25 protein-coding genes, 1 tRNA gene and 2 pseudogenes are annotated in these 26,719 nt (G+C 58.7%); 15 read left to right on the top strand and 13 right to left on the bottom strand.

Annotation, left to right across the window (positions count from 1 at the left end):
• Window positions 1–46: 46 nt before the first annotated feature.
• Window positions 47–181 (top strand): annotated as a pseudogene (locus ACFFWD_RS31930) (ArdC-like ssDNA-binding domain-containing protein); the annotation flags it as partial.
• A 2-nt stretch (window positions 182–183) separates the two neighbouring features.
• On the opposite strand, the gene ACFFWD_RS31925 reads toward ACFFWD_RS31930, so the two are convergent.
• The 5 genes and pseudogenes from ACFFWD_RS31925 to hchA form a co-directional block, all read right to left on the bottom strand.
• Window positions 184–603, bottom strand: coding sequence for a nuclear transport factor 2 family protein (locus ACFFWD_RS31925; RefSeq protein WP_376972190.1), 420 nt, complete (start codon window positions 601–603; stop codon window positions 184–186).
• A gap of 42 nt (window positions 604–645) precedes the next feature.
• Window positions 646–1,648, bottom strand: a pseudogene (locus tag ACFFWD_RS31920) (NAD(P)H-quinone oxidoreductase).
• Between the two features lie 18 nt (window positions 1,649–1,666).
• Window positions 1,667–2,440 (bottom strand): SDR family oxidoreductase, encoded by a 774-nt coding sequence (locus ACFFWD_RS31915; protein ID WP_376972188.1) that lies wholly within the window; start codon window positions 2,438–2,440, stop codon window positions 1,667–1,669.
• A 37-nt stretch (window positions 2,441–2,477) separates the two neighbouring features.
• Window positions 2,478–3,182: a PA1136 family autoinducer-binding transcriptional regulator gene (locus ACFFWD_RS31910; RefSeq protein WP_376972186.1), complete on the bottom strand. Its 705-nt coding sequence runs from the start codon at window positions 3,180–3,182 to the stop codon at window positions 2,478–2,480.
• 94 nt (window positions 3,183–3,276) lie between these two features.
• Window positions 3,277–4,155: a glyoxalase III HchA gene (gene hchA, locus ACFFWD_RS31905; RefSeq protein ID WP_376972184.1), complete on the bottom strand. Its 879-nt coding sequence runs from the start codon at window positions 4,153–4,155 to the stop codon at window positions 3,277–3,279.
• Window positions 4,156–4,429: 274 nt separating this feature from the next.
• On the opposite strand from hchA, the gene ACFFWD_RS31900 reads away from it, so the two are divergent.
• Window positions 4,430–4,750 carry a hypothetical protein gene (locus tag ACFFWD_RS31900; protein WP_376972182.1) on the top strand — a complete coding sequence of 107 codons (321 nt, stop codon included), beginning with the start codon at window positions 4,430–4,432 and terminating at the stop codon, window positions 4,748–4,750.
• Between the two features lie 482 nt (window positions 4,751–5,232).
• Here ACFFWD_RS31900 and ACFFWD_RS31895 read toward each other — a convergent pair.
• Together ACFFWD_RS31895 and ACFFWD_RS31890 are read right to left on the bottom strand one after the other, a co-directional pair.
• A tRNA-Arg gene (locus tag ACFFWD_RS31895) sits at window positions 5,233–5,309 on the bottom strand.
• 357 nt (window positions 5,310–5,666) lie between these two features.
• A complete protein-coding gene (locus ACFFWD_RS31890) occupies window positions 5,667–5,855 on the bottom strand; it encodes a hypothetical protein (RefSeq protein ID WP_376972180.1) in 189 nt (62 codons plus the stop codon).
• 195 nt (window positions 5,856–6,050) lie between these two features.
• Between ACFFWD_RS31890 and ACFFWD_RS31885 the strand changes: the two genes are divergently transcribed.
• The 6 genes from ACFFWD_RS31885 to ACFFWD_RS31860 all read left to right on the top strand — a co-directional run bounded on the left by ACFFWD_RS31885 (window position 6,051) and on the right by ACFFWD_RS31860 (window position 13,304).
• Window positions 6,051–6,962 (top strand): LysR family transcriptional regulator, encoded by a 912-nt coding sequence (locus tag ACFFWD_RS31885; protein WP_376972178.1) that lies wholly within the window; start codon window positions 6,051–6,053, stop codon window positions 6,960–6,962.
• A 495-nt stretch (window positions 6,963–7,457) separates the two neighbouring features.
• On the top strand, window positions 7,458–8,375 hold the full coding sequence (locus ACFFWD_RS31880) for a fumarylacetoacetate hydrolase family protein (protein WP_376972176.1): 918 nt from the start codon (window positions 7,458–7,460) through the stop codon (window positions 8,373–8,375).
• 74 nt (window positions 8,376–8,449) lie between these two features.
• Window positions 8,450–8,671, top strand: a complete 222-nt coding sequence (locus tag ACFFWD_RS31875) for a hypothetical protein (protein ID WP_376972174.1) — start codon at window positions 8,450–8,452, stop codon at window positions 8,669–8,671.
• Between the two features lie 2 nt (window positions 8,672–8,673).
• Window positions 8,674–9,846, top strand: a complete 1,173-nt coding sequence (locus tag ACFFWD_RS31870; RefSeq protein WP_376972172.1) for an enolase C-terminal domain-like protein — start codon at window positions 8,674–8,676, stop codon at window positions 9,844–9,846.
• 72 nt (window positions 9,847–9,918) lie between these two features.
• A complete protein-coding gene (locus ACFFWD_RS31865) occupies window positions 9,919–11,715 on the top strand; it encodes a CocE/NonD family hydrolase (protein ID WP_376972170.1) in 1,797 nt (598 codons plus the stop codon).
• A 143-nt stretch (window positions 11,716–11,858) separates the two neighbouring features.
• The gene (locus ACFFWD_RS31860) at window positions 11,859–13,304 is read left to right on the top strand and encodes an MFS transporter (protein ID WP_376972168.1); all 1,446 of its coding nucleotides are present in this window, start codon (window positions 11,859–11,861) and stop codon (window positions 13,302–13,304) included.
• Window positions 13,305–14,324: 1,020 nt separating this feature from the next.
• Here the strand turns inward: ACFFWD_RS31860 and ACFFWD_RS31855 are convergent.
• The 4 genes from ACFFWD_RS31855 to ACFFWD_RS31840 form a co-directional block, all read right to left on the bottom strand.
• Window positions 14,325–14,567 (bottom strand): MerR family transcriptional regulator, encoded by a 243-nt coding sequence (locus ACFFWD_RS31855; RefSeq protein ID WP_376972166.1) that lies wholly within the window; start codon window positions 14,565–14,567, stop codon window positions 14,325–14,327.
• Window positions 14,568–14,776: 209 nt separating this feature from the next.
• Window positions 14,777–15,457, bottom strand: coding sequence for a hypothetical protein (locus tag ACFFWD_RS31850; RefSeq protein ID WP_376972164.1), 681 nt, complete (start codon window positions 15,455–15,457; stop codon window positions 14,777–14,779).
• 289 nt (window positions 15,458–15,746) lie between these two features.
• On the bottom strand, window positions 15,747–16,271 hold the full coding sequence (locus tag ACFFWD_RS31845) for a hypothetical protein (protein WP_376972162.1): 525 nt from the start codon (window positions 16,269–16,271) through the stop codon (window positions 15,747–15,749).
• A 61-nt stretch (window positions 16,272–16,332) separates the two neighbouring features.
• On the bottom strand, window positions 16,333–18,963 hold the full coding sequence (locus ACFFWD_RS31840) for a hypothetical protein (RefSeq protein ID WP_376972160.1): 2,631 nt from the start codon (window positions 18,961–18,963) through the stop codon (window positions 16,333–16,335).
• Between the two features lie 490 nt (window positions 18,964–19,453).
• Between ACFFWD_RS31840 and ACFFWD_RS31835 the strand changes: the two genes are divergently transcribed.
• Genes ACFFWD_RS31835 through ACFFWD_RS31825 form a run of 3 tightly spaced genes read left to right on the top strand, consistent with a single transcriptional unit; the run spans window position 19,454 to window position 21,357 of the window.
• Window positions 19,454–19,849, top strand: coding sequence for a hypothetical protein (locus ACFFWD_RS31835; protein ID WP_376972158.1), 396 nt, complete (start codon window positions 19,454–19,456; stop codon window positions 19,847–19,849).
• A gap of 12 nt (window positions 19,850–19,861) precedes the next feature.
• Complete coding sequence (locus ACFFWD_RS31830) at window positions 19,862–20,770, top strand: hypothetical protein (protein ID WP_376972156.1); 909 nt, start codon at window positions 19,862–19,864, stop codon at window positions 20,768–20,770.
• Window positions 20,771–20,811: 41 nt separating this feature from the next.
• A complete protein-coding gene (locus ACFFWD_RS31825; protein WP_376972154.1) occupies window positions 20,812–21,357 on the top strand; it encodes a hypothetical protein in 546 nt (181 codons plus the stop codon).
• Between the two features lie 21 nt (window positions 21,358–21,378).
• Here the strand turns inward: ACFFWD_RS31825 and ACFFWD_RS31820 are convergent, their stop codons facing one another.
• Window positions 21,379–22,335 (bottom strand): hypothetical protein, encoded by a 957-nt coding sequence (locus ACFFWD_RS31820; protein ID WP_376972152.1) that lies wholly within the window; start codon window positions 22,333–22,335, stop codon window positions 21,379–21,381.
• 114 nt (window positions 22,336–22,449) lie between these two features.
• Here ACFFWD_RS31820 and ACFFWD_RS31815 point away from each other — a divergent pair, with 114 nt between their 5' ends.
• The 4 genes from ACFFWD_RS31815 to ACFFWD_RS31800 all read left to right on the top strand — a co-directional run bounded on the left by ACFFWD_RS31815 (window position 22,450) and on the right by ACFFWD_RS31800 (window position 25,424).
• Window positions 22,450–23,052 carry a hypothetical protein gene (locus tag ACFFWD_RS31815; RefSeq protein ID WP_376972150.1) on the top strand — a complete coding sequence of 201 codons (603 nt, stop codon included), beginning with the start codon at window positions 22,450–22,452 and terminating at the stop codon, window positions 23,050–23,052.
• Between the two features lie 126 nt (window positions 23,053–23,178).
• Complete coding sequence (locus tag ACFFWD_RS31810; RefSeq protein WP_376972148.1) at window positions 23,179–23,643, top strand: mobile mystery protein A; 465 nt, start codon at window positions 23,179–23,181, stop codon at window positions 23,641–23,643.
• Window positions 23,630–24,229 (top strand): mobile mystery protein B, encoded by a 600-nt coding sequence (locus ACFFWD_RS31805; protein ID WP_376972146.1) that lies wholly within the window; start codon window positions 23,630–23,632, stop codon window positions 24,227–24,229. The genes ACFFWD_RS31810 and ACFFWD_RS31805 overlap by 14 nt, the downstream gene beginning before the upstream one ends.
• A 4-nt stretch (window positions 24,230–24,233) precedes the next feature.
• Complete coding sequence (locus tag ACFFWD_RS31800) at window positions 24,234–25,424, top strand: restriction endonuclease (protein WP_376972144.1); 1,191 nt, start codon at window positions 24,234–24,236, stop codon at window positions 25,422–25,424.
• Between the two features lie 73 nt (window positions 25,425–25,497).
• Here ACFFWD_RS31800 and ACFFWD_RS31795 read toward each other — a convergent pair whose 3' ends face one another.
• A complete protein-coding gene (locus ACFFWD_RS31795; protein ID WP_376972142.1) occupies window positions 25,498–26,712 on the bottom strand; it encodes a YuaX family protein in 1,215 nt (404 codons plus the stop codon).
• Between the last annotated feature and the right edge of the window lie 7 nt (window positions 26,713–26,719).

The raw sequence follows: 26,719 nt of genomic DNA, 5'->3' as shown, positions 1-26,719 counted from the left end.
GAGGCGTACGTCGGCAAGGAGGTCACGGAAGGTCGAGCCCACATCGGTGATTCGTCGCTACAACGAAATCACTAACAAGATCATCGCCGAGCTGGAGGCAGGCCGCGTGCCCTGGGTCCAACCCTGGGGGACGGCCGCGGCCAAGGCGCCGCTTGCCATACCCAGAAACGCCGCCACCGGCGCCTAGCTCAAATTCGTTCTTCCCAGAGAGGTATACCAGCTCGCGTTGTCCCAATACGCCTTCATCGAGATGATCTCGCCGTCCTCATTGCCGTGTACGATAAAAACATGAGGTAACGAGTAGGACAAACCCTGGTTCTCGATCCCGAAAGCATCCTTCGCCTGGGTCCCGCCGATGGTCACCTCGGCCGTGACGATCCTTCCGTGATCAGCGACATATATCGCAGTGACGTCATTGGTCAGATTCGGAAAGGCATCGATCAATGCACTCCAAATCGCGCGCCCTGCTTCGGGGGCCGGTCCGGCCACGCCCGCGGGAATGTAGTCGATCGTCCCGTTGGCTGCGAAGAGCTCGACCATCGCATCGACGTCGTGCCGGCGATAGCGGTCGAAGAATGCTTGCGTGGTTTCCAGCGTATTCATGGATCCTCCTGCTGAAGCGGCTTGGCGATGGGTTGGCCACATTCAATCCGGCACCGCGAGCACGATCTTGCCGATATGGTCGCCAGCCTCCATCATGCGGTGAGCGTCCGCGGCGCGTGAGAGCGGAAAAACCTCATGCACGATGGGCAGGCAGCGCCCCGCTGACAGGATCGGCCAGACATGGGCGCGCAGTTCGTCGGCGATCTTGGCTTTCTCAGCGGCAGTGCGTGACCGCATCGTGGAACCGGTGACGATCGCGCGCTTCAAGGCCAGTGCCTGGAGATCGAGCTGCTCGGCTATGGTTCCGCCGAGGAAGCCGATCACCACCAGGCGCCCGTCGCGCGCGAGCGCAGCGATGTTGCGATCGAAATAGGAGCCGCCCATGATGTCGAGGATGACATCGACGCCGCGGCCCTCGGTGCGCTTCAGCACTTCCTCGGCGAAGTCCCTCTCACGATAGTTGATCGCCTCTCCACCCAGTTCGCGGATCGCGGTGCATTTCTGGTCGCTACCCGCTGTCGCGAATGCGCGGATGCCAAACTCTCGGCATAGCGTCAGCGCGGTCGTGCCGATCCCGCTGGTGCCGCCATGGATCAGCACATCGTCGCCTTTGGTCGCGCGCCCGATCCCGAACAGATTGGGTGAAGAAAGTCTCGGGAACAGCGGCCGCCTGGATCGAATCGACGCCCGTCGGACGCGGCAGCGTTTGTCCGGCCGGAAGCAGGCAGTATTCGGCATAGCCGCCCCCATTGGCGAGCCCGCAGACGGCGTCGCCGACCGCGAAGCCAGCGACGCCATGGCCAATGACGACCACTTCACCGGCGACTTCCAGACCAGGTGTCGGATTTGCACCGGGCGGCATCGGGTATTGCCCCATGCGTTGGATCACGTCCGGTCGGTTGACCCCTGCCGCCGCGACGCGGACCAGCAACTCACCCGTGCCCGGCCGAGGCACGGATACGCTGCGCGGCTCGAGGACCTCCGGGCCACCGGGCTTCGTGATGACGATTTCGGTCATCCGTTCGGGCAACAATGGCTGGCTCATGTTTTCCGTGCCTCCCGATCAGACCTGCACGTTCCATACTTCGGCCTGTTCCCGTCGCACCATGTCCTCGGCGCTGGCGGGCCGCACGGTGCGGTAAGGCGGTTTGTCGACTTCGATCACCTCGACGATGGCCTCGATCATCTCGGCAGGGTCGTGCTGGCGATCAAGCGCGCGCACCGGCCAGTGGGCGACGACGCGTTCGCCCTGGTTCCACCACTGGTCCATGCTCTCCATGCCGGTGTCGTTGAAGCCGGTGCGGAAAGCGCCGGGGTTCACCGTTACAACCTCGACGCCATAGGGCTTCAGCTCCTCGTGCATGGCTGAGCAGATGCCCTCTACCGCATGCTTGGATGCGGCATAGGCGCCGTCGAACGGCACATTCACCAGGCCCGCCACCGACGAGGTCCAGACGATCCGGCCGGAGCCGCGTTTCACCATGGCCCGCGCGAAGCCCTGCGCCATTTCGAGCGCAGCGAACACGTTGGTCTCGAAGACCGATCGGAAGACGGACATCGGGATCTCGACCAGCGGTCCCGATTCCATGATGCCCGCATTGTTGAACAGGACGTCTATTTCCATGCCGAGTGCATTGGCGCGGTCGATCTCATTCAGCACGTCAAGCTTGATGACCCGCATCTCGACGCCATCAGCCCTGGCCGCATTGCGCAATTCCCAGACCTGCGGCCAGATCTGGCAGCCCGCGATCACATTGTGGCCGCGCGCCGCGAGGCCTAGCGCGACACCGCGGCCGAAGCCGGTTGCGGCGCCCGTTATGAGGATGGTCTTGCCCATTTCGTCACTCCTGCACAACAAAACGCCGCGCCCTGCGTCAGCCCTCGATCTCGCCGGCCTGGATCGCGACTTTGACGGCCTGTGCCGTCGTCGCCACCGCCAGGCGAAGCCGTATGCGGCGCAGATGGTTCTCCACAGTCCGCTCGGACAGGCCGAGCGTCGCCGCTATGTCGGCTTGACGACGGCCGGCGGCGATCCAGCGCAACACTTCCTTCTCACGTGCAGAGAGGTTCACCGTTCCCTTCTGCTCGCGTGCTTCGATCAGGCGGCGGGCCGAACGGAACGCTGCCGCGCCGACGATCGTCAGCATGAGACGGGTTCGCACCGCTCCATCGATGTGCGTCCCGCCGAAACTCATCGCGCCTTCGAGACCAGCGCGGCCAAAGATGGGAACCTGCAAACCATGGATCCCGGCGCCTCTGGGGCCCTTGACCACGCGATACTTCTCGCCGCGCGCCGAGACGGTCTTGGTCCAGAAGAACGGTTCGTCCGTCTCGAGCACATGACGCGTCACCGGGCAGCGGCGGACATAGGTTTGGGCATCGACGGTCTCGCCGTCACCGAACCAGTCGCCCTCCACCCAATAGATTTTCTCGACCAGTTCATCTCGCGCCGGGGAGGCGGAGAACAAGACGAAGCGGTCATAGCCGAGCGGTTGCGAGACGGCTCGCACGGCTTGCTGGATCGACAGGAGGTCGTCGCTGGTCTCAATGGCGACGACAGTGTCGACGATCGGATCCATACCTTCCGTCCATCAATCGGAGCGGCAAATCTCTGCGAGGCAGGATGCGGGACGGATGTTGGGAAACCCATGACACCCGTCCCGCTTCTGTCATTCAAGCGGAAGCGACTTCCTGAAGGAGAGCCTTGGCCGCAAGCTTGCCCAGCGCATTGCCCGCGAGCGGACTGTCGCCGGTCAGCATCTTCCGATCTTGGTGGGTCATGCCGGAGATATCGGTGTTGACGATCTCAAAGCCGAGCGCCTTCAGCTTCTCGCCGAAGGCCCAGGTCAGATGACCGGGCATGTAGCCCATATCGGGCGTCTTTGCGTCGATACTGTCTGGAAAGGCGCAGATCTTGTAGCCGTTGTAGATGTAGCTGTCCTTCGTTTTTCCGATGCCTGCGGCGAGGAAGGCTGCCGGCCCGTGGCACAGCGAGATCATGAACTTGTCCTTGGCTGCGGCCCATTCGAGGACCGCCTTCACCTCTTCACTCTCGTGCAGGCCGATCAGGGCGCCATGGCCGCCGGGGATGAAGATGGCGATGTAGTCGGAGTCGTCACCGAGGTCCTTCTTGATCACATCAGCGAGCTTCAGCGGCTTCTTGAACTGGTCGCGATACTTCGCGAACAGGCCCTTCACCTCTGCATCCTCGGACGGCATCGCCCAGAGTTCGAACTTGACGGGGTTGCCGGACAACGTCGCGACGTCGAACGAAAACCCCGCTTTGTCAAGATGGTACATCGGCAGCAGCGTTTCCACGGGATGGTTCCCCGTCGAGAACATCGTGCCGTTATCGGTCAGCAGATAGCGCTCGTCGGCACCAATCATTAGGATCTTCCAGCGCCCTCCCTTGTAGGGATTGGGATAGTCAGCTCCGCTGAGGTCGGACTTCGGCGAGGTGAACTGACTGAGCGAATAAGGAGAGGGAAAGAACGCATTGTCCTCGGCACGATCCGGGGTCGGGCGCTTGTCTTCGGATTGCTCGGTCGCCATGGTTTTCTCCATCGTTGGTATTGACATGCCGATGATTATAGGCGTCGACGGGCGCGCCTGCGAATGAGGGATTTCCCTCAATGGGGGTCCAATCGGCTAGGAGTTCATGGCCGGATGGGAACCGCGATGTCCCTCACTGCGACCCGAGAGCTGAGGGTGCCGCCAACGCATGAGCCCAAATGCGGCACGCTACGCGCCGCTGATCCTCCTTCATGGTTCGCCAATTCCGGGCTTCCAGACACCCGGAATCCAGCGGCGAACCACGGAGGATTCCATGCACGCGCAACGCCCGTGCGCCCGGAAGGAGCGGCCCCGGCAACCGATTCCCAAGGCGCTTCCCGACGATCTTTTCGACTACGCCAATGATCCCGCGCCGCGCGCCTGTTATTCGCGACGTGGGCCGTCGCCCCGTTCCTTCGACGTCGCGACGCTGACTGCTGTCGACGACTGGCCCCAGTGCGTACCGGTCACGGAGGAAGAGCTCGACATCTTCAAGCGGTATTTCGGCGATGTGCTCGACCGGCTGTTTGGCCTGATCGACGAGCCGGAAAGGGGCTTGAAACTGTTATCGCAATCTGACAACGAAAAGCCATAAGCGAGGGTCGCGATCCGAGCCTCGACGCGCTTCTCGACCTCGACGGCCAGGTGCTCGTCGTCGATCCCGAAGGCGGTCATTGGGTGAAGTTCGTCGTGACGTGCGTTCCGGTCTCGCCGGAGGGGCCTCATGGCCTCGCCGATCTGAACGATTCAGTCCTGAAAGAACGGATGGCTGGCCTCAAGGCGATTCGGGACCAAGCCAAGGCCGATGCTGAACGCACCCAAGCCGCGCTGGACAGCATCGGCAACCAAGCGATCACGCCGGATATGGTCGAGACCTTCTCCAGCGCAGCTCGCGATGGACTGAGGCTTGAGGGAGGTGACTATCGGCGGGATCACCTGTGCGCCCTGGCGCAGCGCGTCGAAGTCGCGGATACCGAGGTTCGTATTATGGGATCAAAATCGGAACTGCTGCGAACGCTCGTTGCCGCTTCAAGCGGGAAATCGGCGGGATTTGGCGTTCTTAGTTCTGTACTGAAATGGCGCACCCGACACGATTCGAACGTGTGGCCTTCGCCTTCGGAGGGCGACGCTCTATCCAGCTGAGCTACGGGTGCTTACTGCTTACGCGGATTTCGCGTATGAGTGAACCCCAACGCGCAGCCCTCGCAAGCCATTGCAGTATAATACTCTTTCTTCCTCACTTTTCGCACCAACCGGCTTGACACCTGCCTTCGGCCATCGTTCTTGCGGGCCATCTGCTCGATTCCGTCGTTCGGAATAGCGAAATTCGCCGCGGTCGTTTAATTCACGATGCCAACAAAAATACCAACAAATTGGACGGCTGGAGGTTACTTTTGACCAGTGTTTTCAATGAGTCGCGAAAATTTTCCCAAAGATATGGAAGCGAACCAATGGCTTAAGTTATTGTTTTTATTTGCTTTTTCTGCTTAGTGCCCCTGGCCGACAATCGCCTAGTACCATAACAAATTGAATTTCAAAGTATTTTCGTCATCGATTGCTGCCGATACCAACAGGAATACCAACAAGATGACGCGCGACATTAGCTCGCAAAAATAAAACAGCAGGTTCCCCGGCATCAGGCACGCCCCGCACCATTTCGGTCTCCAGCAGGCGACGACATCGCCGACATTGGTGGTCACGTAGTTCCTCTCAAACTAGTTTTTTAAGTGTGGAGCAAGCACTCGTTGATTTCCGTTTGCTGAGACAGGTTGTTTTTTGTCCGCGGTCACTTTGCTTGACTCGTCGGCGTTGTGAGAACACGCGCCACACTTGAAAAGCATAGATTTTAGGCTATTCATCTAAAATAGGCATGGACCGCTCGAAACGGGGGACCGATGGACTTACGCCAACTTCGCTACTTCGTCAGTGTCGCGGACAGCGGCAGTATCAGCGCGGCGGCGGTCGTTTTGCACGTCGCACAGTCAGCGGTCAGCCGCCAGATGCTTCGTTTGGAGGAAGAGGTGGGCGGCGTGCTGTTTCAACGCAGCATTGCCGGTGTAGAGCTGACCGAGAGCGGCCACGTGCTGTTGGAGCGGGCGCGCTTCATCCTGAGAGAGATCGAGAATGCTACGAACGACGTTTCAACCTTCAGCCGCGGAATGCGCGGCACCGTACGCATGGCCGCGCCTGCGAGCGCGGGACGAGCACTTTACGTACCCTTGGTTCAGCGGTTCCACGCTCAGTTTCCGCTGGTCCAGCTTGAGCTTTCGGATAGTACAACAGACGACATGTTGCGCAGCCTTGCCGCCGGTACGCTGGATCTCGGCCTCGTCACTGAAATTGAAGCGCGCGAAGACGTCGTGGTGAAACCTGCTTGGCGCGAAGAAACTCTGCTTCTGGCTGCCGTTGGGAATCCGATCTGCAAGCGAAAGAGCATTGCCGCGCGCGACTTAAAGCAGATGCCAATCATTATCTCGCCGGGCCTACGGCGCATCTTCGAGGAACGCTACGGGGCGCTGCGTCCTATCATCCAAATCCATAGCAGCAGTCCCGCAGCCGAGTTGACCCGCTCCGGCGTGGGCTATGTGGTTGTTCCCAAGTCGGCATTGAGTACGTCCGACATATGGCGCGGCTTGCAAGGTGTGCCCGTGCGTGGGCTCGACACAACCCGAATGATAGCTTGGGGCAAGGGGCGCCCCGCCAGTCTCGCAGCCCGCGCGCTTCGCGCCGCCGTTGAGCAAATTGTATGCGAACGCATTGAGGAAAAGCTGTTCTTGCCTGTGCGAGTCAAACATTCGCGGCTGTGACTACGACGACGGTCTGGGCGATCCGGGTCTCAAGGATGCCCCCTACCGCATGACCGGCGTCGGGCCCTTCACCCATAGGGATCCGCAGGACCGGCCGCCAGCGGTGTTCAACGGCGAGAACACTCTGCATTTCGAGGAAGGTCGGGAACCCTTCCTCCTACTGCCCATCCTCCCTTCCGGCCAGGCCTGAAGAGCCTGCCCTGACCATGCATTGAACCGAAGAAGTGCACTCCTGCGCGGCAGTGCCCTTGCACTGCTGGCGGCACCAACGCTGCGCGCGTCCCGCAACCACCGCCGGGGACGCTGTGGATGTTGTGTCCCTTTGCAGGAGCAACGGTAACATCGAAGACGAAGTAGAGCAGCCAACAGCCCGCCAGTTTCTAGTGGTCCAGACCTCCATGCCTTTTTTAGATAAACAGCATCTGAAATATGTGCTTTTCAGATACAGCGCGCGTTCCCACAATCACTCTCCTAACCTGAGATTTGATATCAAACATGCGCATCGCCCGGTTCTTCTCTCCCCTCGGCCCTCGCCTTGGACTCGTCGTTGCCGATGGCCAGGTGATTGATCTGGTAGCTGCGGCACAAGAGCGGCGTCTCGACTGGTTCGTTCCTGCGGCTACGGATTTGCGCCTTTTCCTCGCCGGCGGGGTCGCACTCCGTGACATGGCTTCTACCATCGCTCGCCGAAGCCAGTTACCAGCGCTGGAAATGGCATCGTTGCGACTGCTCGCACCGTTCGAAGCCGGGTCCAAGATCTTGGCGCACGTCGTCAACTATTACGGTCACGACAAGGAAGCGAAGGTCAAGGTTCCGGCCAAACCGTTTTTCTTCCAGAAGCCGTCCAGCAGCGTGGCCAACCCCGGCGACACGATCGTCGCGCACCGAGCGTCGCATAAGCTCGATCACGAGGTCGAAATCGGCATCGTGATCGGTCGCGTTGGCCGGAGCATTGAAGCCGAAGACGCGTTCGACCATGTGGCGGGCTACATGGTGTTGAACGACGTCAGCTATCGGGACTTCCAGATGAACGACGGGTATCCCGATCTCAACACCTCGTACGGAAAGAACTGGACCCAGGCTAAGGGCCTCGATGCCGCCTGCCCAATGGGTCCCGTGCTCGTGCTCACCGATGAGTTGCGAGAGCCGTACCCACTGCGCAAACAGTGTCGCGTCAACGGCAAGGTCCGTCAGGATGCGAACTCGTCGGACATGATCCACAAGGTACCGTCGCTTATTGCGGAAGTGTCGAAGGGCATGACCTTATGGCCCGGCGACGTGATCGCTACCGGAACACCCGCGGGCGGCGGTCTCGGCGACGGAGTCTGGCTGAAGCCGGGAGATGTCGTCGAGTGCGAGGTAGAACGCCTCGGCGTCCTACGGAACGTGGTTGCGGCGGATTTGTCGGACTGAACTGGGATCCGGCCCCGCGCGGCCAACGACACAAGAATATGCGCCGCCCAACGCCGCGCCACAGGAGGAAACCAATGATTTGCGCACCCGCGGGCACGCTGACGCTCATCCTTGACTGGCTGGACAAGACTCTCACCCAGATCAGCAGGGCTGATGGACTGGCCACGCTTCGAAGCCGCCGGATGACTGGTTGGCGAAACGATGAACCCGACACAATTCGCCAGCATCTTGAAGCCGAAGTCGCTCGGCTTCGAAGCCTCTTTGAGGCGCGAAAAAGCCCATTGGAGATGATCTAGACATGCGCGTCCTGGACGTACGCGAGGCGGCGCTGCCAATGCGCAGTGACCTGCGAAATTCAGTCTTCTCTTTCGCGGAGATGACAGTCTCGATCGTGGCTGTACTGACCGACAGGACCGTCGAGGATGCGCCAGTCATCGGATACGCCTTCAACTCCATCGGTCGGTACGCATGTGGTGAGCCGATGCGGGCCCGATTCATACCCAGGCTGATGCAATCGTCCCCTGAAGCTCTGCTAGATCGAGACGGCTTTCTCGATCCGGCTAAGGCAGTGCAGTGCATGCTCGTCGGCGAGAAGCCGGGCGGCGACGCTGCGCGGTCGGTGCCGGTCGGCACGATCGAGACGGCCTTATGGGACGCCGTGGCCAAAGCTCGGCGTCTTCCGCTGGCGGAACTTGTCTCGCAATCGTGGCGGCAACGCCCGATGGAAGCACGGGTGCCCTGTTACGTCGGTGGTGGGTGGTATCGACCGGACAGCAAACCTGGTGACGTGACCGACGAGCTTCAACGCCATGTAGACGCCGGCTACACGCACATGAAGATCAAGGTCGGCGGCCTATCCCTGGCGGAAGACATCGGCCGCGTCGAGGAGGCATTGAAGCTCCTCGGCGATCCACAGCGACTGTCTGTCGATGCCAACGGACGTTTCTCCACCAAAGAGGCGTTGGACTATGCCCACGCCCTCGCTCCTTTCAAACTGCGTTGGTTCGAGGAGCCTTGCCATCCGAACGACTTCGAAGCTTCGGCCGCGGTTGCCGAGGCTTACTCGGAAGCACTCGCTACCGGCGAAAACCTTTTCAGCTCTCAGGACGTTTGGAACCAAGTGCGATTTGGTGGGTGGCGCAAGGACCGTGACTATCTGCAGATGGATCCGCCGCAGATCTATGGCATCGGCACCTATGCGGACCTCGTCAAAGAACTTGCAACGGACGGCTGGGACTACAGCAGGCACTTTCCGCACGGCGGCAATCAAATGTCTCTCGCTCTCGTGGCCGGTCTGGGGCTCGGCGGTTGTGAAGCCTATCCCGGGTTTTTCGGCGCGTTCGGCGGCTACGCGGACGATTGTCACGTGTCCGGTGGATGGATGCCCGCTCCCCAGCGGCCTGGCATCGGCTTCGAGGGACAGAGCCGGCTCCATGCCCTGATGCGCGAAGTGGCCGCTGATTGGACCTGAGTGTCGTCACCCCAAGAGGTCGTGCCGCCAATGGAAATCCAGACAAGTTAACTGTTCGAAGGAACGATAGAAATGAGTCACGTGAAGTCGAACCACGCCGCCGCCAACACCGCGCTGTCTGATGACACGCCGGGGGCCGTATACGCTGATGGTATGCGCATCCTCTGGGATGCGCCGATTCCGATGAACGACGGTGTTGTCCTGCGCGCGGACATCTTTCTCCCGCAGGCGCCGGGCCGCTATGCCGCCCTGATTTCCTACGGGGCTTATGGCAAGGGCGTGCCAATGCAAGTGGGCTACAAGAGTGCGTATGACCGCATGGTCCGGGCCTATCCTGACATCGCCGAAGGCTCGTCGAACAAATACATGAACTGGGAAGTCGTCGACCCTGAGAAGTGGGTGCCGGACGGTTTTGTCTGCATTCGAGTCGATAGTCGCGGTGCAGGCCGTTCGCCTGGGGTGCTCGACCCGACTTCGGAGCAGGAAGCACGGGACTTGTACGAATGCGTTGAATGGGCGGCGGCACAGAGCTGGAGCAACGGCAAGGTCGGAATGAACGGCATTTCGTATTACGCGACCAACCAGTGGAACGTCGCCGCGCTGCAGCCTCCGCATCTTGCTGCCATCTGCGTTTGGGAAGGTTTCGTGGACCGCTACCGGGACGCCGCGCGGCATGGCGGCATCTATTCGCAGTTTGGCGCCGACTGGTTCGGTCGCCAAGTGCTGCGGATTCAGCACGGGTACGGCGATCGTGGAGCGCGCAATCCGAATAACGGCGAACTAGTCAGCGGGCCAGAAACGCTATCGGACGAGGAGCTCGCGGCTAATCGCGCCGAACCAATGTCAAATGTGGTGCTGGATCATCCGCTGGACGACGAATTCTATGCCAAGCGCAGACCCGACGTCAGCCGCATTAAGGTGCCGTTGCTGTCAGCCGCCAACTGGGGCGGCATGGGTGTTCACCCGCGCGGAAATTTCGAAGGCTATCTCGCGGCCGGCTCCAGCCAGAAGTGGCTCGAAGTCCATGGCGACAGTCACTTCAGCCCTTTCTACCGCGCCGAAGGTGTTGCGCTGCAGAAGCGCTTCCTTGGACACTTTTTGCAGGGCAAGGACACTGGGTGGGATCGACAGCCGCCGGTGCAGTTGCAGATTCGTCGCCCGGGGGAGCATTTCACGATCCGCAACGAACAGGAATGGCCACTCGCACGCACGCAGTGGACCAAATACTTTCTGGCTCCCTCTACGCGCACCCTGAGCACCACACCGAGCACCGGCGCCAGCATCACCTACGATACCACGGGTGACGGAATCACCTTCACCATGCCGCCCGCCGCCGCGGAGCTGGAGATCACCGGCCCCGTGGCTGCCAGGCTGGTGGTGTCGTCTCGTACTGTCGATGCTGACATCTTTCTGGCGTTGCGGCTGTTTGCGCCAGACGGAAAAGAGGTCTTGTTCATCGGCTCCAACGATCCGCGCGTCCCGATCGCGTTGGGCTGGCTGCGCGCCTCGCATCGCAAGTTGGATAAGGTCAAGTCACTCCCGTACCGTCCCTACCACGCTCACGACGAGCTGCAGCCGCTTGTGCCGGGTGAGCCCGTCGTGCTGGACATCGAGATCCTGCCGACCTGCATCGTGGTGCCTCCGGGCTATACGCTGGCACTGAACATTCGTGGCTGTGACTACGACCACGGTCTGGGCGACGCCGGCTTCACTGATCAACCTTACCCCATGAGGGGCGTCGGTCCGTTCCGTCATGCGGAGCCGCGGGATCGGCCGCCGGAGATCTTTGGCGGGGAGAACACACTACATTTCGACGAGGGCAATGAGCCCTTCATCCTCATGCCCATCATTCCTTCCGAGGGTGCTTGAACCATCACCGTGCTGGAAGTCCCTGCGCGGCGAAGGAAGAAACAACGATGAAAAGATCCATAATAAAAAAATCCATAATAACATGTCTGCCCTTTGCGCTAGCGGGTGGGTGAACGGGTCAAAAAACTAGGGGAGGACGCTGAGTGAGCCTCGTGATGAACGAACAAGTGACCGATGTGCCTGCGGCTTCTATCGCGGGGACGCTGGCAGCGGCCGCCCCCGTCGCTGCGGATCCGGACGGCGGCACGGGCAGCAACAAGATCGACCTCGGCGCCCTGCTCGACGCATCGCCGGTGCGGCGCGGCCACGTCGTCACCATGGCGTTGCTGTTTTTGGTTATGCTGATCGACAGCTACGATCTGCTGGTAACCGGGCAGATGCTGCCCGCGATCGCCTCCACGCTCGGCGTGGCCACCGCTAGCCTCACCGGTGCCTTCGCAGCGCAACCCATCGGTCAGGCACTCGGCGGGCTGCTGCTGTCGCCGCTGGCCGATCGCTTCGGTCGCAAGCGCATGATTGTCGTGCTGCTGGCGCTGTTCTCGGTCGCTACCCTGCAAAGTGTGTTCGCCACCTCGGTGACCGGCTTCGCCGTGACCCGCTTCATCGCCGGCACGGTCGGCGGCGGCCTGCTGCCCGCGGTCGGTAGCCTAGTGGCCGACATCTCGTCCCTCAAGCGCCGCTCGACCATAGTCGGCATAGTCTATGCCGGCATCGGCGTGGGCGTGGTCGTCGCCAGTGCCCTCGTGGCCCTTTTGCTCGATCGCATCGGTTGGCAGGGCATGTACGTGGTCGGCGCACTGGCACCGTTCCTGATGATCGTGCCGGTCCTGCTCCTGGTACCCGAGTCGCCGCTGCACCTGGCCCGCACTGCCGCCCCTTCGACCGCCATCCTCGGCGCGCTGCGCAAGCTAAGTATCGTGCTGCCGCTCGACACCCAATTCGGTGAACCGGCCCGGCGGCTCGGCACCGGCATCTCGATCGTCGAGATCTTCGGTAGCCGCCGCGCCGCCTTCACGCTCGTGCTCTGGTTCACCTGCATTTGCGGCCAAGCCAGCGCGAATCTGTTCGGCCTCAACGCGGCCTTCTTCCATGATTTCGAAAGCATCCCGCTGGCCAGCTACGCGGTTTACGCCTCGGTCGCTGGCACGACTTCCATCGTCGCCGGGCTGTCGACCGGCTTAATTATGGATCGCTTCGGGCGCTACCGCGTGATCGTCGTGTTTGCGCTGCTGGACGTGCTGTCGCTGGTCGGGCTGGCCTTCTTTCCCTTCGGCAGCGCGGGCTTCGTGGTCGCGATAGTTGGCGCCGGCTTCTTCACCTTTGGCACCTACCAGTCGCTCAACATCCTGACGCCGATCGTCTATCCGGCTGCGCTGCGCAGCGCCGCGGTCGGCTGGAAGGGTGCCGTCTCGCGCGCCGGCAGCAGCGCAGCACCGCTCATCGGAGCGGCGTTGCTGGCGCATCAGATGGGCCTGAAGGCCGCCATGTGCACTGCGGCGGCGCCGATGCTGCTGGTGGCAATGCTGGCGCCGGTGCTGGCGGTGCTGGAACGGCGCATGCGCTCGCACGGCGCTGCGCCAGCTCTTTGATCCGCTTCGTAGAGCGCTCCACCAGGGCCGTTGGCGCGATCGTCTATGGCTATGCGGCGGGTGACGCCGTGGTGCGCGACGACGAGCAGACGCAGCGCATTCCTGCAACGTCGAGACGACCAGGCTCTTAGCCCCATCTCATGAGCTTTGGCAGTCGACGTGTTCGGGTTGGCGCTCGCGCCATCGTTCTTGCGGGCCACCTGCTCAATTCCCTCGTTCGGAAATAGCAAAATTCGTTGTGAGCGTTTGTTCCCCCGATACCAACAAAAATACCAACAAGACGGACGGCTGCCGCGAATTCTTACGCGTGTTTTCAATGGGCTGCGAAAAAATCAGGAATCGAACTAGACCTGTAAGCTATTGTTATTGCTTATATTTTCAATCTGGTGCCCCTGGCCGATAACCGACTAATGCCATAACCATCTGAATGTAAAGTAATTTTCTACGGCGATTGCTGCCGATACCAACAGAAATACCAACAGGCTGGCGCGCGGTATCAGTAGCAAAATAAAAATAGCAGGCTCCCTGGCAGCGGGCATGCCCCAATGCCGTTCCGGCCTCCGCAACCGCCCGGACCGGAATCGAACCCAGGCTCTTGACTCGAAATCCCGGCGGAATCGAGCGACGCTGACCGCAATCTACTGGACGGCCAATGACGATGATGTGCCAATGTCCGACAGCACACTGAAGGCGCTGCGGATCATGGGCTGCTATACTGGCCCCGGCGGCGACCACTGCGCCCACGCTTTCCGCTCGACGGCGCCCTGCTCAACGAGGAGGGCGCGTTCGACGGCGATGTAGTGGAAGCCCAACTCGCCCACGACACGGAAGAAAAAAGCGCCGGCGGCTCGACGAGGTGGTGCAGCGCCAGCTTGGCAAGGGCCACAAGAAAAAGAAGGTCGCGGCATCTATAACCAAGCGGCCTATTGGTCGGAACGCGTGCATTTAATGCGGCAATGGTCTGATCGCCTCGATAGCCTGCGACGGTGAGCCCGCCGTCTCGCTGCGCAGCTCCACGGCCTAGCTTGCTCTCGTTTCGACCCTCGGCAGCGAAGCGTGATATTCGTCCACGCTGTCGAGGTCGATCATGGTCTTGCCTCCCATCTTGTAGGCCCTGATCCTGTCGTGAGCGATCAGCTCATAAGCCTTAGTCTTTCCGAATTTGCCATAGCGGCAACCATCCTTGAACTCGACGAGCCGGCGCCGCTTGTTGTTATCATTGTCAACCATGGTTCCTGCATGTGCTTCGATGATCTCCGCCACAATCGGATCAAGCCCCGCTGAGCGAGATGGGCGTTTCAATGGCGCGACCTTGGTGTCGACGCGGGCTTACCAGGAAGGCGCTGCTTTTGTGATAGCTGACGAGGTTTCTGCTGACTTGTTTCGACGCCATCTGCGCGTAGCTCAATTGCCCGGGATGCGTTGATCTATATCGCCTACGGTGCCAAACAAAACTCTCTTTGATGCGGCGGCTAACTCCTGCGCGCTGTAGCGTGCAAATCGGACAGGCCGGAAGCGCTGTTGGCAAGCTCGTAGCCTACGCAGTTATGTGCGCACTTCGCCACGTCTGAATAGGAAGCGCTCGTTCTTTTCCTGGACACCAAATAGCGACGGTGTTCAGCTCCGCGTGTCAATAGACAAACATCGGCCCGCTCATCTCCGAGTATCGCAAAATGGACCTTCGCCGGATCTAACGCATCAAATGCTGTTTGGAGTTCGATTTCTTCTTGCTTGATGTCGGTTACAATCCATGCGCCTTGCAGCTGCTCGGCTGAATTCCTTGGCAGAAACTCGCCCTCAACGCGGCGAAACAAGAGGCCAACATCGTGTTGAGGCGCGGCCCCTCCATCGACTGCCACGCCTTCCATCTGACTGAAGAAATCGGCAAATCTCCGCTTCACATCGACAAGAACGCGCCGTTCGCCAGGATCGATTACCCAATCGACGGTTCGGTTGCCGGCGCCGAGACCTCTAACCTCATGATCCGCAGGAATGACAGGAGACACCCGCAGTATCGGGAACATCTCGGTGAGATGTATGAGATGCCGCCCAATGTCGTCGATCAGGGCTAAATAGGCGCGCAGCTTGTCAGGCGATAGCCGCCTTTGGGCGCATTCGAGCACATCGAATAGCAAGGGCACGCGGGGCCACATGTGGACGCCCCAGATGAGTAGATGAGTTCATTGCCAACTCGATGCGGCGATCCAAATTCGTAGCGCCATATATCAGTGAGCCGATCCGGGAAGCATCCGCAGGCGGCAAGATTGGGAGGCAGCATTGCGATCACGCCGTCGCTCTGGTCCTTGGATAACCCTCGCGCCTGCCCTTCGGCAGTCAGTCGAGCCAGCAGCGAATCGACGCCGCCCACGAGTTGAGGTTGAACAGATTCAATCAGCAGCGGCACAAATTAGGATCGCTCTATTTTTTTGCGGTCGCATTAAACTATACAGGGGTCTTCAGTCCGCGCATACGGAGTGCCAGAGCTTCGATCTCACGATCAAGAACGTCAGCAGCCGACTTCACGGTGAGATCGCGTTTCATGATGGCCAGATCGTAGAAGACCTCGGGATTGACCCGCCCTATAGCGGGCAACAGATAGAATGCTCCGTGACGCTGGTATCCGGCTAAGAACATATCCAGGTTCCGGCTGTCGTTTGGCTCCATGGTCATTGAGCGAGTTGCCACCATAACGGGCGCTTTCGTGACAGCGCCGCGCGACAATGGGTCGGCGGAGGCGATCTGAACACAATAGTGATGGGGATTCGTGTCGGGCAAATGCCTTATGATCGAAACGCCGATTTCTTCGCCTGCGTCTTCCGCGCCGAAACGTTCGCGCCACCGTTCAAAAATCTTCCGCGCGCCCTCTTTGTCCTCAAAGAGAAATGCCATGTAGGGCAGCGAATGACCTATCTGGATGTAGCCGCAACCTTGCCACCGCGCCCTGTCCCACGCATGGACATCAATCACAGAGCGGATGCTAATGCCTTTGTGGTTTTTAACCCCGAGTGATCCGTCATCTTCTCCAAAATCAGGATTCTCGTAGGTGAGCCAGCTCGATCCGAGGAACCTCCGCCCGCTGTTCGCGGAGCGGATAGGAGCGGCTTACCGCTTCCTTCCAATCGGCCAAAGATGAGAAATTTTGCGATGCCGTCCGGGAGTAACTGTTGGGAGCGGAGGAAATCATAGCGATGCGCTGCTGAACTGCAGCGTCCGCAAAAAGCTCTTTCAGCAATGCGGTCCCATCTTTAACCGAACAGGCGGCTCCCAGGATGTGGGCCGCGACTTCGCAGTAAAACTGATTTATATCGCCCTGACGATCAATGCTCACAAGCTGAAGACTGGCCGGCCAGGTGACGGTGGATTTCATATCCAGCTCATTGGTTTCGATGGCCGGGTCCTGCGCTTGCTCGCTTGCGATTATGCTAATGCGGAATAGCTCGGTATGTGGCGCGACACGTTTCTCGATTGCCGTGGCGAAAAAGGCCTCAATTGAACCCAATACGCATTCGGCTAAGGGAATATGCCGGCTTTCTAGGACTTCAACCTCGACCTCCATGCCCATGATCGTGGTCACGAGTACCTGACGCCCCTCCTGGTTCAGGAGCAACGGTCCGCGCAAGCTTTCCGCCAAGGGCTGGCTCTTAAGCGTGGAGAGGAGGCGGTTTACCGCCTCGTCGGTTTCTTCCTTCGGCAGGCTGCCATCCTCGCGAAGGGCTTCCGGGTAGCCGAGTGAGTACAGCAGCGCCGTGCGCGACATAAACAAACTGAGGCTGGCCAAAATATCCGGCGTTTCTTCCAGCCTGCGCAGATCATTTTCCTTCAGGTTCAGGAATAGACAACCCAAAGCCATGTCCAATTCTATGAGATCCTCGCGGACCTTCGCCTTCGACTCCTCTGTCAACGGAAGGCCAGCTAAGCAGCCGTTCAAAAGCTGGATTGCGAACAGAACATCAGGCAGGTGACAAAGCTCCAACGCGTTCCAGGTCCATATCTTCATCGTGGGAACGATGCTGGCAGGCAGGTCTCCATCCTTCTCGCCTTCGACGATGATGGATGCCGCAGCAATACAACAGCTCGCGCGGGCGGCCCAGTGCAAGCCGGCGCTTCTGTAAGCCAGCGTCAGCAGCTGTGTCGCATCGATCAACTCCGCAGTGTACTCACGCTTTGTCAGGCCGATTGCCGCTTTACCCAGCCACCGGATCATGTCGAACTTGTCCGCTGACAAGTCCAGCTTTTGTGCTCGTTTGAGCAGGACCAGCGCGCCTTCGGCTTCGCTCTTTCTCGTGCCAACGAAATCGGCGAGCTTTTCGACGAGTTCATTGTACGCCGGATCATTGCCGGCGACCCCGCCAATAACCTCTATAAAGCGGATGACTCCATCCGCATCGAATTCTCCAAGTCCCTTGGCCTTGTCGAGTATTGCGGAGTAGCCACTGAAAACAGACGAAAGTGCTGTTTCATCCTGCGCCAGTATCGCCCGATTGACCGCTATTCTCTGGAGATCGGTTTCCGCCTCCAGGCTATTGTTCGGCCGGCTCGCATCCCGTGCCTGCACGTCCAGTGCCCGTATTAATCTGGCAGTGCGCTCGTCGTACCGGCACTCTTCGCGTGTCATATGGTCATGAACGATGGAATTGACGAGGAGCTGGTTTAGATTCCCCAGGAACTCCAGATTTTTTGCGTGAGTTGATTCCAGCGCGCGCGCTTCGAAATCATCGTACGACGCGTTCAGGAGATTAAAGTCGTTATACCACCAGAATGCGGTCCATATTTGCTCGTACCGAGCTTCTAGTTTTTGCCGATAAGAGCCATAGGCCTCCGCAAGGCGGATGGCTCGCGCAAATCGGCCATCTATTTCAGTGCGCGGCCTCTCTAAACCGCGCGAGAGTTTTGCCGCGACGAGCGCCTCGGTGACAAGCTGCCGCTCCATGCCCTGAAAAGCCGCCGGATCTTCTATCGCCCGTTCAATGTCAGCGAGCTGCTGGGAGCGAGAGTAATCCGTTGGGCCAAGCCGCCGATCGCCGACGTCGTCTCCGACCTTTAGGTAATTGAACGCAAGGTAGGTGCGTTCTTTTTCGATGATCTCAGTCACGATCCAAGAGCGATCAAGAATGGTCACGCGGATGCTGTATTGCTTTGACAACTCATCTTCGATGCGAGCGCGATCCTTGGCTTTCGCAAAACGGCTCGTCACAAAGATTATCTTGTCGTAGCCCCTGCCCGTTTCTGCAATGCCCTTGACGTCCGCTCGTACCTTGACGCTCCACTCTTTCTTGGCGCTGAAGGCGAAGGCCCATCTTTCACGACCGCTGTTCGCGTCGCCGATATAAGTGAGGCCGGAGACTTCATCCGACACCGGATAGGTTTCCGTGTCGGCCTTGCTGTCGCCGCCACCATCAGGACCTGTTTGAGGCCGCAGGTTGGGGCAGATCGTTCGCTCGCAAAGTTTGCGGCAAAAGATCTCGAACTCGTGCGTCTGGTTTCGGGACGTTAACGAGTCCAGGTGATATTCGAGCCGGTCAGCACTCAGAACGTGGGTGGGACGCTCAACGGTGTCCGAGTAATATTCAGGACGAAGCTGGCGCATGAACTCGGAGGGCGACACCCGCGCGGGCGCGCCTTGATCTTCTCCGCCTTCGCTTACGATGTCTGTGGTCATGGGGAACAATAATAGAACAAAGATGTTCCTCGAACCAGACCGAGAAAGGAAATTCCGTCCCAGCGCTGTGGACGGAAGAGCCTTCAAGACGGCATTTCTGCACGATTGCCCCACCCGGTCGCTAGAAGACGCGAACTAGAATTGATATTTATCAATAAGATGCGGAGCCGCTCGGCGGGAAGGTCCGCTGTCAAACGTGGCCACGCACGCTGCGTTCACCCTATTATTCAGAGTCGAATCGACTCGCTCCCAATCTTTTGTGGTTTGAAAGCGATTTTGGTCGCTCGCCAGTTGCTTGGAAAGCTGCCGCATCGAGGTGGGCGCTAAGCCGACTAAGCGCGGATACGGAAGAATCGCCACAACTCGTTCTCGCTGATGCAGAGCTAATCCTCTCGAACGTAAGCTGCCCAACAGGGCGCGGCCTCTCGCGTTCCGGGGTTGGTTGCAAGGAGCGTGGGCAAGATAGGATGCTGTCTGAAAGAGGTGATGGATGTCGGAAGATTTTGTATTCCAGGACAAGAAGGGGCGCACAATCACTTTCGACGTGGATGACAGCGGCGTGCTGGCGTATCACCAGAAGAAGAAAATTGGAGAATTTACGCTTCGTGTCATTGACGACGATCTATTGGGTGCTGCCGTGCATGCTGACGTGATCGACCTGGATAATAAGTTTCACAATGCGGGGATCGGCAACGAAATGGTGCGGTTAGCATTCCAGCATCATGGTCAGAAGATCGTTCCGCCCGCGACTTTCTATCCCGAAAGCGCAAACCGCAATACGATGACTCCTGAAGGATTCCGATTAAGGGCAGCGGGCCAGAAGCATGGGTGGGTAACGGAGTTTCCTGATAAGGAAGTTCCGGACAAAGAATATGACGAAGATTGAAGGCGCGCCGGGATGACTCAAAGGTTCGGTTACTACATAGTGCGCGATGATGAAAAGATGGACATCGGGAGGGAGTCCCAGCCGCTTTCGGAAGACGCTTGGAACGACTTCAACAAGTACGTAGCTGTCGCAACCGACGTTCGTCCGTTCGTGATTGATTATCTGTCGCTGAAGGACGACTTTGAGGTCGTCTCCGGCGTGACAACGAGAATTAAAAGCGAGGTTGCCCAACGTGAGAATCCGTTGGCGAACATTGGCATCAACCACTTGAAAACGATGGCGATGGCTCAAGGAGCCATATCAAATTTTCTATCCAGCGCATCGGCATTCAGGGATCGGGCAAAAACTCGGCTCCGCGCGGCCTTTGGAAAGGCCTCCGCCGAAGAGCAGCGATTCATCGATACGGAAAGGGCTGCGTATGACGGGTGGTTTGCCTATCGGCTGCTCTACAATCTACGCAACTATGGCCAGCACCACGATATGCCGCTTTCACTTGTTCCAGTCAGTGCGCGGCGGAAAGCAGACGGCAAATTTGCAGCGACGGCAAATCTGTTGATTGACCCGACCGAAATTCTGGAGAGTGACCTAATACAGAATTCGTTTCGAAAGAAGGAGCTGTCTAAATTAACTGAGCAGCTAGAGCTGATGCCAATGGTGCAGCAATACATGCAACTCCACGGGTTAATGTTGAATCTTATCGTCTCGATACACCTGCCGCGCTTGGTTCAAATGCAAGAGTACGAAGCGCTGCTGCTCGAAAAGACGCGCATTCCGTCCGGCGCAATCCCTATGATCTACGAGGAGAACGAAAAAGGGGAGATAGGTCGCTTCCATCATTTTTCGTTCGACGAGGTCTTGTTTCTGCGGGAGCTTGCAGGGTCAATCCAGAAGCCGGATCCCGATCCCTTCGTGAATAAGTGAGTTGCGTGATTTTCAACCCTTGGGACAATAGGCAGATATCCATGAAAACCGAGACAATCAGCTGCCGCTTTATCGGCGACTTCAAGGTCGGCGACAATATGGTCTACAACGCCGGCCTGCTCTGCAAGCTCGCAGAGTCGGGCAGCACGTTCAACAAGCTGATGCTCTTGCAGGCCGGTGCAATTACCGAAGCGGCGCTGTGGGAGATCATTTACCGTGCGCAGAATTTCAACCGCGAGGGTGTACCCAACATTTCCGAGGAGGACCGGGCGGAAATCGAAGGCAAGAAGGTCGAACGCTTCAAAGCGATCATCGACGTGATGAAGAAATACAAGATTCTCGATAAGGCCGGTGCCGACATTTACGACGAGTTGGATAAATTGCGTGAGTACCGCAACAAAGTGCATATCCAGCTCGATGTGAAGCTGGAGGGTGTGCCGCGCGACGAGGACAAGGCCTTTACCGATCCGGTGCGTAACTGGGCGCTGAAGCTCAATGTGAGGGTACTCAAGTTCCTGACCGAAAACTTTGCGCGCCCCGCAGATCTGGCGCAGTTCGCGCATAGCATAACCGTGCCTAGCCCCTGACTTGCGGGGTCAGGCACCCGCTTAGGTCCGGGTCAGATCGCGGCCAACATCCTCAAGGCAGGAATCGCTTTCTGAGCTGAGCTTGTCCCAGAGGATGTGGGCCTGGTCTACGCGATCGGCGCGCATGACCGGTTGATCGAGTTTTTCAAACTGATCGAACTGTGCGGTTGGCATCAGGCCGTTCAACCGCCCGCTCGCGAACAGAATATAAGCGGACACCGCTTCGGTAACGCGCGCCAGCGCCTTAATCGCGTTGGTTATCCTATTCGTTGTAACCAGCAGATGAGCCACTTCTTCACGTTTCTGCGGTGTGCCGGCGTGGGCAAGATACGCATGGCTCCATTTCGCGAGTTCGTCCGCGCCGCTATTGTTCAGCCAGCCTTCAACCGTATCGATGAGGGCTAACGGCAATCGATCCTCGCGGTTGCGGTTGGTCGACGCAATGCCTGACAGTCTGTCGAATTGTTCGTGGGCCATTTGCGAGGTGCCCCACGCCTTTTGACCCGATGTATGCCCCCAAAACGCGCCGGAGCCCACGCGCTCCAGCATTTCGTTGTGTTGGACCGCTGCATAGTCGTACGGCAGCCCGTCGTGGCAGACGTAGTTTTCCCGCGTGAATAGATTGAAATTTCGCCGCACATCCCTGATGAGGCGCCGCAGGGAAATAACATCGGAGCCGCTATCGACGAGACGGCGTATGGCCAGCACTTGCGTTGCGACATGGCCGTTTATGATGGCCTCGGCAACCAGTGAATTGCCAAGGCAGCTGGCCTCATCGTCGATGGCGAATTGCGTCAGCGTCCGGAATGAGACATCCGTCCACACCATTGCAGATAGGGTCTGCCAGATCGCATGATGTTCATCCGTATCTATCCAGCTCAACCATACCCTGCGCTTGCCACGATAAGACTCCAGAGCCGGTCTTCGCTCAGGTGGCACATCGCATTGCGATAGCGGCGTCTCATTGTCTTCGGTCATCGGGACCAGCATATAGCGTCACGGCAGCACGATCATCATTAAAGAGTTTGTTCAAAACGGACCAATACCCGCGTACGGCGCTATACTCGAAGGATGCGAATCGAAAGCGCGATAGTGCGAACACTGGCAATTGTGGACAATGCGCTCCGCAATGAGTTCGCGGATGATTTTGACAAGCGTTGCCTCTATGCGGCTTTTGCCGTGTTTGCGTTGTTGCAGGATGAAGGTTTCGACACCCGCCTTGCTGGCGGGGATTTCGTAGCGTTCGTTGTTGCCCGCTCGGGGGGGCGAGCCGGTCTGCAGGGGTTTGGCTACGGTAGCGACCAGCCCTCGCATTTCTGGGTCGAGGTTCAGGATACGATTGTCGATCTGGGGCCGCATTATCTGCCGCACGGCTCGTCCTTCGCGGCGGCCGCCATGCCACTGGTGGCGTGGCAGCTCTCTGATGGGCTACCGGTGTATCTGCGGTATCGCACGCATATGCGTTACGATCCCGCCGTACAGCTGCAATCCTTTCCCGACGTGATGGCGCGGAAGGATCGCTTCGTTGCCGGATGCCGCGCGAAGTATGCGGCCCAGCGTGGTCAGCCGCGGCTGCCATCCTGGCTGCTGACTGGCCCCGTGGCATTGGAACTGGCCGCGCGTGAGGGAGACGTCTGGGCCAGGAACGCCCTTAAGTTCGCGGCTGGAATCGACAGAAGCCAGCTACCCTTTTGAATTTCAAAGGGTTAGTGGTCAGGCTATGACCTGATTTTATTCATAGACTATCAGTCTATGACCTGATATTATGACGATGAGCTAAGGCTAGAACCTGAAAATTGTCTTCTGAAATCAGGCTGCACAATGAAAACCGGTACACGGCACCGCGCCCGAGAAAGGCTCGACGATCGTCTCCAGGGGCTCAAGCCCGTGGAGCGGTTCCACGCGCCGCCGAAAGGGTGGGTGCGCGCCATCCGTGATGCCCTCGGCATGACGGGCGTGCAATTTGCACGAAGGCTCGCTGTCCGGCCGCAGAGCGTCGAGACGTTGGAGCAATCGGAAGAGAGTGGCAGCATTCAGTTGAAGACGCTGCGGCGCGCAGCAGAAGCCCTCGACTGCACGCTTGTCTATGCGCTCGTACCAAACGACTCCCTTGAAGGCGCCGTACTCGGGCGGGCGCGCAAGATCGCAAAGCGCGAGCTCGGCCGGGTTGCGCACACGATGAGGCTCGAAGCCCAGGAGACGGCCGACGGCAACACGGACGAGCGGATTGACGCCTATATCCGTGACAATGTGAAGGAGCGGGATCTCTGGAATGACCGAGACTGATCTGTTTCAGGAGCCGAACGACGCGACACCGCTCGATCCGGCGCTGCGCGGCGACCTGATTCAGACATGGGTCACAACGCGCGCCGACCTCAATGAAGCCGAGGAAGAAAACATCCTTAAAGGAGCGGTGTGGGGAGGCCGTCGCCGCGGCGGCGCCGAGGCGCTGCTCGACGAAGGCTTCTCGAAGAACCTGCACAAGCAGATGTTCGGCGAAGTGTGGAAGTGGGCGGGAAAATATCGCCAGAAGGAACTGAACATCGGCATCGATCCGCATCTGGTTGCCGCCGAAATGCCGGTGATGTTCGATAACGTGCGCTTCTGGGTAGAAAATAAGACCTTCCCGCCTGATGAAATCGCGGTGCGGCTGCATCATCGCCTGACGCAGATTCATGGCTTCCCGAACGGAAATGGCCGGCATGCGCGCATGATGGCCGATTTGTTGATCGAAAAGCTCGGTGGCAAGGCCTTTACTTGGGGCAGCGGCACCATTCACGAAACTGGCGCATTGCGCGACGCTTATGTCGCCACCCTCCAGGCAGCGGACAATCACGATATCGCTCCGCTTATGAAGTTCGTGAGGTTGTGAAGGGATGGTGACGAAGTCGTTTCCGACGAAAACGACCGGTCCTTTGCATTTCGAGGATCTGGAGCCCCACCGGTTTGAAGACTTGGTGCGCCGTCTCCTCTACGATTTCAGGCAATGGCGTGAGCTTGAGGCTACGGGGCGAACCGGGAGTGATGAAGGGTTCGACGCGCGCGGCTATGAAGCTGTGCAAGGTGACTTCGGCGGTGGAATTGATGGCGACGACGACGATGATGATGGCAGCGAGAGCCGAACCGATAGCGACGTAAAGGACCGCGTCTGGATAATTCAATGTAAACGCGAAAAATCTATTCCGCCGAAAAAGATGGCGGCATATCTGGACGCGCTTCCTCGCGGCCAACAGCTCTATGGAATCATCTTCGCCGCCGCATGTGATTTCTCGAAAGCGGCACGCGACGCTTTCCGAACCAGGACGCGGGAGCTTGGATTCCAGGAAGCATATCTTTGGGGCAAGGGCGAGCTGGAAGACATGCTCTACCAACCCAAGAATGACGACGTATTGTTCACGTTCTTTGGAGTGTCAAAGCGGATCCGCCAGCGATCATTAAGCGCGGAGGTGCGCCGAAAGCTCGTGGTCAAACGTAAGGCGCAGCGATTGCTGCAGAGTTTCGGTTTGGATGTTCTGGTGAGAGACGCCAGTGATGATCGCTATCCATATGCCGATGAAACACAGCGTGAGAAACTCAGGGCAAGACGATGGTGCGTCTACCGGTATGAAGGCTGTCACCATGACGGACTACATGTCCTAAGACACCGGCATCTCGCATTCATCGATGATGATGGTGTGGACTGGGATTTTGCCGAATGCATGGACGACTCCGCCCCGCACAACAATCCGTGGCGAACGGAGGACGACGAGAAGCTTATGGATCAAGTCGCGGCCGCACGTGCCAATGCTATGACCATTTGGGGCGCGCTGCCGGAGAAAAACAGGGCATGGTTTGAGGAGTACCTGGTGCTTCCATACGAATCGGTCATCGACATCGACGACAAGGGCGATGAGTGGTTTGAAGGCCCGCACATTTACGTGGGCGAGTTCGATCCAGTGCGAGGTCCATTTCGTGACTACCGACGAGTGAGGCTCTGTACTATCGGGCAATGGTCGGCGCGGCATGCGGAAGCGAACCCGGAAGCGAGAGTGAAGAAATTTCCTCGCGATGAAGCGCTCGCTCGGTGAAGGTGCAATTGCTCAAATGTGGATTTTTCGATCATTGCTACCCATACTTGTGCCTTCTCGATGCCCGCAATAGCTACCTCTTCATCGCGATATTCCAATCGATATCGAATCCTGCAGCCTGCAATTCACGGCTCAGGGCCTGTTTCCACGCGCCGCCGGCATCGAATGGTTCATAGACAACGCCTCCAAAGTCGGACGGTACTTCGATATCGCCGCGCTTGAGCGCGCAGACGCGTGCTCGTCCGAGGCGGCCGATGAAATACCCCAATTCGAGCAAGACATTCTGACGCGCGCGGGGTTGAAGATCATCGCTGTTCTTCATGCCGCCGATGTCATCTGGCGTCAGCAAAATGACGGCAAAGCCGACTTCGCCGTGTGCTTCAATCTTCTCAATAATGGTGCGGCCTTGGTTGGCCTGTTCGTGCAGAATGATCGCCTCGAACCCGAGCTGTTCAAGAAATCGGGCGACGGACTCGCGCGCGCCCTCATCGTGGCCGTGAACGATGAAGACCTTGCGTGCTGCCGGACCGGAACGGAGCGGTAGCAGAGTGGCTTCTGTCGTACCCGTGACCGTCTTGACGTGCTCGATGTAATCCCGTGCAAACGGAACGATCATCTGTGCGGCCATGTTCTGCACGTTGGCCGTCAGCTTGTTCCCGGCATAGTAAAACGTGTGTGAGAAATCCATGGCCGCATCAGGGGTTTCGGCGAATCTGTCGATCAGGAGAATGACCAGACCGAGCTCTTTCTGCGGATCGCTCGGCCATTCCAACGTGGCGCTGCCTACCATGCCGCCTTGTGTCGCTTCTCCTGACTTGATCCAGCCATCAAGATCGAGATCCGTCACCAGGGCACTCGAAATCGGTTCGAGCGTCTCCGAATGAAGCAGGCGCGACAGCTTCTTGATGTGCCGGTCGAACGTATTGAATTCGGCCGAGCGCAGGTCGTTCACGGTGTTTTCGATCTGCCTGAGAATGCTTTGGTCCACATTTCCGCCCACCGTCTTGTCTCCGTCGGTTAGTCTCGCCGCTGCTGCACGCGCCAGAATGTCTTCTTCATATTTCTGCTTGAGCTCAGCCACGAGGTTATCGACCATGGTGCTGCTCCGAAAGCCGCTTACCTTTTGGTCAATCGCCAGTTTCATGTCGGCGATGGCGCGCTCGACGCTTGTTTGATCATGGGGATCAAAGTTGACGGTCGTGAGCTTGCCGTCGAGCGCTTCGGCGACCTGGCTGAGAAGCGTCATCTCGCGCTGAAGGTCATCTAGTCCCGTGATCTTGAACCCCATGGATGCT

Origin of the sequence: Bradyrhizobium erythrophlei (assembly GCF_042430365.1) — a bacterium.
Classification (GTDB): domain Bacteria; phylum Pseudomonadota; class Alphaproteobacteria; order Rhizobiales; family Xanthobacteraceae; genus Bradyrhizobium; species Bradyrhizobium erythrophlei.
The sequence above is the reverse complement of the archived record's forward strand: the minus strand, read 5'-3'. Positions and strand labels throughout refer to the sequence as shown.

Coding starts and splice junctions, on each gene's coding strand:
- ACFFWD_RS31800 (WP_376972144.1), top strand. CDS start 24,234: ATGGTGACGAAGTCGTTTCCGACGAAAACGACCGGTCCTTTGCATTTC.
- ACFFWD_RS31805 (WP_376972146.1), top strand. CDS start 23,630: ATGACCGAGACTGATCTGTTTCAGGAGCCGAACGACGCGACACCGCTC.
- ACFFWD_RS31925 (WP_376972190.1), bottom strand. CDS start 603: ATGAATACGCTGGAAACCACGCAAGCATTCTTCGACCGCTATCGCCGG.
- ACFFWD_RS31810 (WP_376972148.1), top strand. CDS start 23,179: ATGAAAACCGGTACACGGCACCGCGCCCGAGAAAGGCTCGACGATCGT.
- ACFFWD_RS31870 (WP_376972172.1), top strand. CDS start 8,674: ATGCGCGTCCTGGACGTACGCGAGGCGGCGCTGCCAATGCGCAGTGAC.
- ACFFWD_RS31825 (WP_376972154.1), top strand. CDS start 20,812: ATGAAAACCGAGACAATCAGCTGCCGCTTTATCGGCGACTTCAAGGTC.
- ACFFWD_RS31820 (WP_376972152.1), bottom strand. CDS start 22,335: ATGACCGAAGACAATGAGACGCCGCTATCGCAATGCGATGTGCCACCT.
- ACFFWD_RS31850 (WP_376972164.1), bottom strand. CDS start 15,457: ATGTGGCCCCGCGTGCCCTTGCTATTCGATGTGCTCGAATGCGCCCAA.
- ACFFWD_RS31840 (WP_376972160.1), bottom strand. CDS start 18,963: ATGACCACAGACATCGTAAGCGAAGGCGGAGAAGATCAAGGCGCGCCC.
- ACFFWD_RS31880 (WP_376972176.1), top strand. CDS start 7,458: ATGCGCATCGCCCGGTTCTTCTCTCCCCTCGGCCCTCGCCTTGGACTC.
- ACFFWD_RS31910 (WP_376972186.1), bottom strand. CDS start 3,182: ATGGATCCGATCGTCGACACTGTCGTCGCCATTGAGACCAGCGACGAC.
- hchA (WP_376972184.1), bottom strand. CDS start 4,155: ATGGCGACCGAGCAATCCGAAGACAAGCGCCCGACCCCGGATCGTGCC.
- ACFFWD_RS31900 (WP_376972182.1), top strand. CDS start 4,430: ATGCACGCGCAACGCCCGTGCGCCCGGAAGGAGCGGCCCCGGCAACCG.
- ACFFWD_RS31875 (WP_376972174.1), top strand. CDS start 8,450: ATGATTTGCGCACCCGCGGGCACGCTGACGCTCATCCTTGACTGGCTG.
- ACFFWD_RS31830 (WP_376972156.1), top strand. CDS start 19,862: ATGACTCAAAGGTTCGGTTACTACATAGTGCGCGATGATGAAAAGATG.
- ACFFWD_RS31865 (WP_376972170.1), top strand. CDS start 9,919: ATGAGTCACGTGAAGTCGAACCACGCCGCCGCCAACACCGCGCTGTCT.
- ACFFWD_RS31915 (WP_376972188.1), bottom strand. CDS start 2,440: ATGGGCAAGACCATCCTCATAACGGGCGCCGCAACCGGCTTCGGCCGC.
- ACFFWD_RS31885 (WP_376972178.1), top strand. CDS start 6,051: ATGGACTTACGCCAACTTCGCTACTTCGTCAGTGTCGCGGACAGCGGC.
- ACFFWD_RS31795 (WP_376972142.1), bottom strand. CDS start 26,712: ATGGGGTTCAAGATCACGGGACTAGATGACCTTCAGCGCGAGATGACG.
- ACFFWD_RS31835 (WP_376972158.1), top strand. CDS start 19,454: ATGTCGGAAGATTTTGTATTCCAGGACAAGAAGGGGCGCACAATCACT.